This is a genomic window from uncultured Caballeronia sp., from assembly GCF_964243625.1.
Taxonomy (GTDB): domain Bacteria; phylum Pseudomonadota; class Gammaproteobacteria; order Burkholderiales; family Burkholderiaceae; genus Caballeronia.
On record NZ_CAXTGZ010000080.1, the window covers coordinates 1 to 6,130 of the forward strand.

A 6,130-nucleotide genomic window follows, 5' to 3' on the forward strand; every position below is an offset into this window, starting at 1 on the left:
CGCACGCGAATCTCACGAAAGACAAGGTAATGACGGAATTTTTCGTTACCGACGAGGTGTCGATCTGGAAGCAGATTTTTGCGCACATGGAAAGCAAGAATGGTGCGTAGCTTGCCGCTTATAAGCAATGCGCCAACCTGCTTCGTGCCGAATCGCAGTTAGCTCGGGCTTTTGATTTGCCTTTTTGAAAATCCACACAGGATCCAAAACTCGAAGGCTTTCCAAAAAATCTTTCTTGATCGAGTGGGAATAAGCTGAGCACGCGATCCATCGCGCACCAGTTGAAACAATGGCCGCTACGGGGGGGCGAATATGTGATGCGCGTGTGCTCGGGCTGTATATTCTCTTTGCGCGCGAGCCCGGGGACGATACTTTCCAGTGCCACTTTTGGTGCAGTTCCGCGGCCGAACATGATGATTGGCCTTTGCAGGACGCGTAGAGCAAGAACCCCCGGAGGGGGGGGCGGCAAAGCGTCTTAAGGCTTGCTGCTCATGGCACCTCAGGGCACGGTCTGAGTCTGCGATTCATTGTTCAACTGATTCAACTCAAAGCGCGTGTGAAGCTGAGTGCGCGTCGGCCCGATCCTGCATGTCTAGCTGCCGTCGTTGTGCGAGCGGTGCAGTTCCGCGGCCAAGCAACTCGGAATCAGCCACACGACGATGTGGCGGTTTTAGAAAGAGGCTTCGTAGCAGGAGTTGTTTTAGCGCGCGAGCCAGTGCGTCAGATGCGAGAGACCGTGAATGTCGTGCAGCCCGACGTGGCCTGCAATAAACCACGCTGCGGTCCACGACGCGCCGACTACCAACAGGTCGCAGTGTCCGCTATTCCACCAGTTGAGCGAATGACGCGAGGCGATCCACGGAACGCCGAGCGGATTGGGCCAGTCGGCGAGCAGATGCATCAGGCCGCCGCACGCGAATCCAAATGCCGGCGCGGCGAGCCGGTCATGCCCGAGCCAATGGTACGAGACCGCCAGCAGCGCAATCCAGCCGATACCCCAATGGGTCACAGTACGGTGCGTGATCCACAGGCGGCGCGTGCGTGACCACCACGCCACTTCCAGCCAGTCGGGGGCAGTGCCGCCCGCAACCGCAGCCATGAAACTCAGCAAGACCCACACGTGAAACGGCCCGACAGTGCCGCTGTGAGCGACGATACTCGCCGCCATGACGCCCGCCGCGAAGCCGGTGGCGTGATGTGCTTTGCTTGATGCCATTGGAACGATACTGCCTGGAAGACGGGCCGCCATGTTTGCAGAACCGCGAGGAAATTGACAGTCGCTGTTACTGTCTTTTTCACTTCCGTGAAGGGAGCGGGCGTCAGACCCGAGCGCCGCCTTTCAGCGTTTCAGCCGTTCAGCCGTGCAGCGGATGCAGGATGGAAGCAATGCCCTTCGACGAAAGCGCGCTTTCGATTCCGAGCACAGTGCCGCCAATCGCTCCGGCATATTGATTCAGCGCCGTGTTCTGGATCAGCAGGCTGCGCGTGGCAAGCGGCAACGCTCTCCGGTAAACCACTGCACGCACCCCCGCGAGAAGATCGTCGCTGATCCTCGCCATGCGCCCTCCAAGCACGATGGCCGCAGGGTTGTACATATGCACGAGCATGGCGATGATCTCGCCGATTTCCTCTGCCGCCGCGCGTATCAAGCGCACCGCTTGCGGATCGCCCGAGCGAACGAGACGCACGAGGTCATCCACGGTTTGCGCGTCGGAGTCGGGCAGCGCCTGCAGGTTGGCGAGCACCGCATTGGTCGAAGCAACGGCTTCAACGCAACCGATATTGCCGCAACGGCAAACGACATCGTCGCGGCCCGGCACCCTGATATGCCCGATGTCACCCGCGGAACCATCGGCGCCGCGGTGCAGCATGCCTTCGGACGTAATGATGCCGCAGCCGATTCCGGTCGATACCTTCGCGAAGAGCAGCGGCGATTGATTGGCAGGCCGCGTGCGTGCTTCGCCCAGGGCCATCAGGTTCACATCGTTATCGACCAGCACCGGCGTCTTGAGGCGCGCCTGCAAATATTCCGATACCGGAAAGCCATCCCAACCCGGCATGATCGGCGGCCTCACGCAAACGCCGCGGCTGAAATCCACGGGACTCGGCAAGCCGACCACGACACTGCGCACGGACTGATCGAGCAGCCTGTGCTCCTGCAGCAATTGATGGAATTGCTCGATGATCGATTCGAGGACCGGCTCCGGTCCAAGTGAAACATCGACGCCAAAGACCCGCTCGGCGAGCCGCCGTTGCGCAAGATCCGAGATCACGAGACGCCCGTGCGTCGCCCCCATGTCCGCCACGAGGATCACGCCGGCGCGCGGATTGAGCACGAGCATGGTTCCGGGACGTCCTCTCGCCGATGCGCTTTGCGCCTGCTCTTTCACGAGATCGCATTCGATCAGCGGCTGGATCAACTGAGAGACGGTCGAGCGCGCGAACCCGGTATTGCGCGCAAGGTCCGCGCGGCTCACGCCCTGCGACGACGCAATCAGCCTCGCGAGCTTGCTATGAACCTCGAACTCTTCGAGCCGGAAAGCGCGGTCGAACGTGGCGAGGCGAGAGGGAGCGGGTTGATTGCTTTGAGTGTGCATAGCGGCTGAGGCCTCGGGGAACCGAGCTTACTTTAATCCGAGCATTGGCCACAAGCGAGATTCTCAAGCCGATAGGCAAAGTATTTATGTCGGAAATCGAATTAAATAATACAAAATGTCCGGCCAAGACGCGCCTCGGTATTGTCCCAGTCAACCAAATGGAGTTTAAAAAAATGGCTGAGACAACACTGGCGGGTGCGCCGGGTGTGGCAATCGTCGGCGCGGGCATGATGGGCGCCGTTCATTCAAGGGCGAGCCGTCTGGCCGGCGCTCAGATCAAGGGCATTGCAACGTCGAGCCCGGAGCGCGCAAAGGAGGCTGCGGCGCAACTGGGAATCGAGCGCGCCTATTCGAGTGTCGAGGAAGCCATCGCTGATCCGTCGGTCGACGTCGTTCATATCTGTACGCCCAACTCCACGCATTACCCGATTGCCATGGCGGCGCTCGCTGCCGGCAAGCACGTGGTCTGCGAAAAGCCGCTTGCCACCAGTCTCGCCGATGCAAAAGCATTGGCAGATGCTGCGCACTCGGCGCAGCGTGTGGCGGCGATCCCCTTTGTTTATCGATATCACCCTATGGTTCGAGAAGCGCGCGCGCTCGTGCAGGACGGCACGGTGGGCGCGCTGCAACTGATGCACGGGAGTTATCTGCAGGACTGGTTGCTCGGCCGCGACGATACCAACTGGCGCGTCGACGCCACACTGGGTGGCCCGTCGCGCGCATTCGCCGACATTGGCTCGCATTGGTGCGACCTGGTTGAATGGATCAGCGGCGAGCGTTTTGAATCCGTTGTCGCGACGCTCCAGACCACGATGAAGGACCGGCCGACGGGATCGGTCACGACCTTTTCAGCGGTGACGCTAGATGCATCGGCGCCGAGAACAGCGGTGACGACCGAGGACATAGCCGGTGCGTTGTTCCGCACGAGCACAGGCGTCCTGACAACGCTGACCGTAAGCCAGGTGTCGGCAGGTCGCAAGAACCGCTTGTGGTTCGAAATCGATGGCGCCGACGCAAGCCTCGTGTTCGACCAGGAAGAACCCGAAAAATTATGGCTCGGCGAGCGCGACTCGACGCGCCTGCTCGTGCGCGATCCATCGCGCGGCAGTGCCGAGCAAAGGCGTCTCGCGACCTTGCCGGCGGGTCACGCCCAAGGCTACGCGCAATGCTTCGAAGCCTTTGTTGCCGATACATATGCGGTGATTCGCGGCGAGACCCGCGAAGGCCTGCCGACTTTCGACGATGGTTATCGCTCGGCGCAGATCATCGATGCGGTGCTGGGTTCATCGAAAGCGGGTGCGTGGAAACAAATCTAGTGGGTGTGTCATCACATAAAAATCCGCTTGCGCGGAAAAACAGGAGACGAAGCATGAACGTACAAAACTGGCTCAAATTGACAACGGGCGTTGCAGCAGCGGCATTGACGCTGGCAGCGTGGACGCCGGCGCAAGCCGCAGACATCGCGATCGTCTTGAAGACGCTCGCCAACCCGTATTGGGTCGCAATGCGCGACGGCATCCAGAAAGAGGCGAAGGCGAAGGGCGTCACGGTCGACATCCTTGCGGGCAACAGCGAAGAAGATATCCAGGGGCAGCAACGTCTGGTGGAAGACGTGCTGAACAAGAACTACAAGGCGATCGGTGTTGCGCCGATCTCGCCCGTGAGCCTGATTCAAGCCGTGAGCGCGGCGACGAAGAAAGGCATCTACGTGGTCAACATCGATGAAAAAATCGATCAGGGCCAGTTGAAAGCGGCGGGCGGTGCGGTGATCGCTTTCATTTCGAGCGACAACGTGGCGCTTGGAAATAAAGCGGGCGATTTCATTGCGCAGAAACTTGGCAGCTCGGGTGGCAAGGTCGCGATCATCGAAGGAAAGGCGGGGAACGTGTCGGGCGATGCACGCCGCGATGGCGCAAAGCAGGCCTTCGCAAAGGTGCCGTCCATCAAGCTGGTTGCAAGCCAGCCCGGTGACTGGGATCGCTCGAAAGCACTTGATGTCACCACCAACATCTTGCAACGCAATCCCGATCTGAAAGCTATCTACGCGGCGAACGACACCATGGCGCTGGGCGCGGCACAGGCTGTGAAGAATGCGGACAAGCTCGGCAAAGTCGTTGTAGTCGGCACCGATGGCGTTCCCGAAGCGCTCGACTCCGTCAAGCGCGGTGAGCTGACCGCAACGGTTGCGCAGGACTCCGCGGCGATGGGCGCAAAGGCCGTCGACCTGTTGCTCGATGCGCTGAAAAACAAGCCTGCTATCGATCCGAACAAGACGCCGGAGTTCCTGCCGATCGAGTCGCATCTGATCACGAAGTAAACCGCCTCGCGAGGATCAGATGAACGAAGTACTGGTGGCCGTACGCGGCATCACGAAGCTGTTTCCCGGTACGACCGCGCTAAGCGACGTGAGCTTCGACGTTCGCGCCGGCGAGGTGCATGTGCTGCTCGGCGAGAACGGCGCCGGGAAATCGACGCTGATGAAAATCCTGAGCGGCATCTACGAGCCGACTTCGGGCGCGATCATCGCGGGCGGCAACGAGTACGCCAGGTTGTCGCCTTCGTTGTCCGCCCAGCTCGGCATCTGCCTGATCTATCAGGAGCTGAGTGTTATCGACTACTTGAGTATTGAAGAGAACCTGTTTGTCGGGCGCATTCCGACCATCAAGCGCTTTGGTATTCCCGTGGTCGATCGCCGGAAGATGAACGCGAAGGCGCGTGAGGTGCTTGCCCGTGTCGGCCTCGAGCGTGATCCGCGAACGCTGGTGGGCGATCTGGGCATCTCGGAGAAACAGCAGGTCGAGATTGCCAAGGCGCTCGCGAGCGAAGCGCGGCTCATCATCATGGACGAGCCGACTTCGTCACTGACCGATACCGAAGTTGCGAAGCTTTTCAACGTGATCGGCGATCTGAAGCGCGATGGCGTGGGCGTGGCTTATATCTCTCACAAGTTGAAGGAGATTGCGCTGATCGGCGACCGTGTCACGGTCCTGAAAGACGGCAAGTACGTGGGCACGTACGACGCCAGATCGACATCGACGGATCGCCTCGTCGCGCTGATGGTTGGCCGGGAGATCGTTCACGGCAGGCCGAAAGGCGAGGATGCCACGCACGGAGACATCGTATTTTCCGTCGATCATCTTTCCTCACGCGATGGCTGGGTGCGCGATGTTTCGTTCAACGTGCATCGCGGCGAGATCTTCGGCTTTGCGGGCCTGATGGGTTCCGGGCGCAGCGAACTGATGGAAACCATCTTCGGCGTGCGGCGAAAATCGGCGGGGCGCATGACGCTGAACGGGCGCGAGATCACGATCGACTCGCCGTATCAGGCGGTCAAGCAAGGGCTTGCATTCGTGACCGAAGACCGGCGCGCGACCGGCTTCTTCCAAAATTTGAACATAGAAGAAAACATCTTCGTGGCGCCTGCCTTGCGCAGCACGCGGCGCGCGTTGTCGCTGGGTTTGATCGACCGCGCACGCCAGCGCGAATTCGGCCTGCGCTACAAGGAGCGGCTGCGCATCCGCTGTGCTTCGTCG

General features: G+C 60.3%; 4 protein-coding genes and 1 pseudogene (1 of these 5 cut by a window edge). 3 read left to right on the top strand and 2 right to left on the bottom strand.

The genetic code is table 11. The features are described 5' to 3' along the window. Window positions 1-700 precede the first annotated feature (700 nt). Together ACFFAR_RS07950 and ACFFAR_RS07955 are read right to left on the bottom strand one after the other, a co-directional pair. The gene (locus ACFFAR_RS07950; RefSeq protein ID WP_075357396.1) at window positions 701-1,216 is read right to left on the bottom strand and encodes a metal-dependent hydrolase; all 516 of its coding nucleotides are present in this window, start codon (window positions 1,214-1,216) and stop codon (window positions 701-703) included. Window positions 1,217-1,355: 139 nt separating this feature from the next. Continuing rightward, window positions 1,356-2,597 carry an ROK family protein gene (locus tag ACFFAR_RS07955; protein ID WP_062001640.1) on the bottom strand — a complete coding sequence of 414 codons (1,242 nt, stop codon included), beginning with the start codon at window positions 2,595-2,597 and terminating at the stop codon, window positions 1,356-1,358. A gap of 173 nt (window positions 2,598-2,770) precedes the next feature. On the opposite strand from ACFFAR_RS07955, the gene ACFFAR_RS07960 reads away from it, so the two are divergent. The 3 genes and pseudogenes from ACFFAR_RS07960 to ACFFAR_RS07970 form a co-directional block, all read left to right on the top strand. Next, window positions 2,771-3,913, top strand: coding sequence for a Gfo/Idh/MocA family oxidoreductase (locus ACFFAR_RS07960; RefSeq protein WP_174364462.1), 1,143 nt, complete (start codon window positions 2,771-2,773; stop codon window positions 3,911-3,913). 53 nt (window positions 3,914-3,966) lie between these two features. Further along, entirely contained in the window at window positions 3,967-4,914 is a 948-nt protein-coding gene (gene alsB / locus ACFFAR_RS07965) for a D-allose transporter substrate-binding protein (protein ID WP_174364463.1), read from the top strand. A 19-nt stretch (window positions 4,915-4,933) separates the two neighbouring features. Further along, a pseudogene (locus ACFFAR_RS07970) lies at window positions 4,934-6,130 on the top strand (sugar ABC transporter ATP-binding protein) (it continues 318 nt past the right edge of the window).